At 48.6% G+C, this 245-nt stretch carries 1 protein-coding gene; it reads right to left on the bottom strand.

The genetic code is table 11. The features are described 5' to 3' along the window. Positions 1–245: hypothetical protein (locus GD597_RS21780; protein WP_216368674.1), on the bottom strand; the 245-nt coding region annotated here is incomplete at both ends.

Below are 245 nucleotides of genomic sequence, written 5' to 3'. Positions count from 1 at the left end.
GGTTGCTGTTGCTGTAATGCTGCCATTGCTATTACCACAACTCGCTGTTATACTACCTGCGGTTACGGTTGCAGCCCCACTATTGCTTACGGTGACTGTTGTTGTGCCGATACATCCATTGGCATCCTTTACACTTACGGTATAGGTCCCAGATCCTACTCCACTAAATACATTGCCAGCCTGGTAGGTAGTTCCATCGATGCTGTATTGTAATGGTGCTGTGCCACCCGTTGCGGTTGCTGTAA

It is taken from the genome of Limnovirga soli (genome assembly GCF_013106755.1).
Lineage (GTDB): Bacteria > Bacteroidota > Bacteroidia > Chitinophagales > Chitinophagaceae > Limnovirga > Limnovirga soli.
Note: the sequence above shows the minus strand (reverse complement) of the source record. Positions and strands in the feature narration are given on the sequence as shown.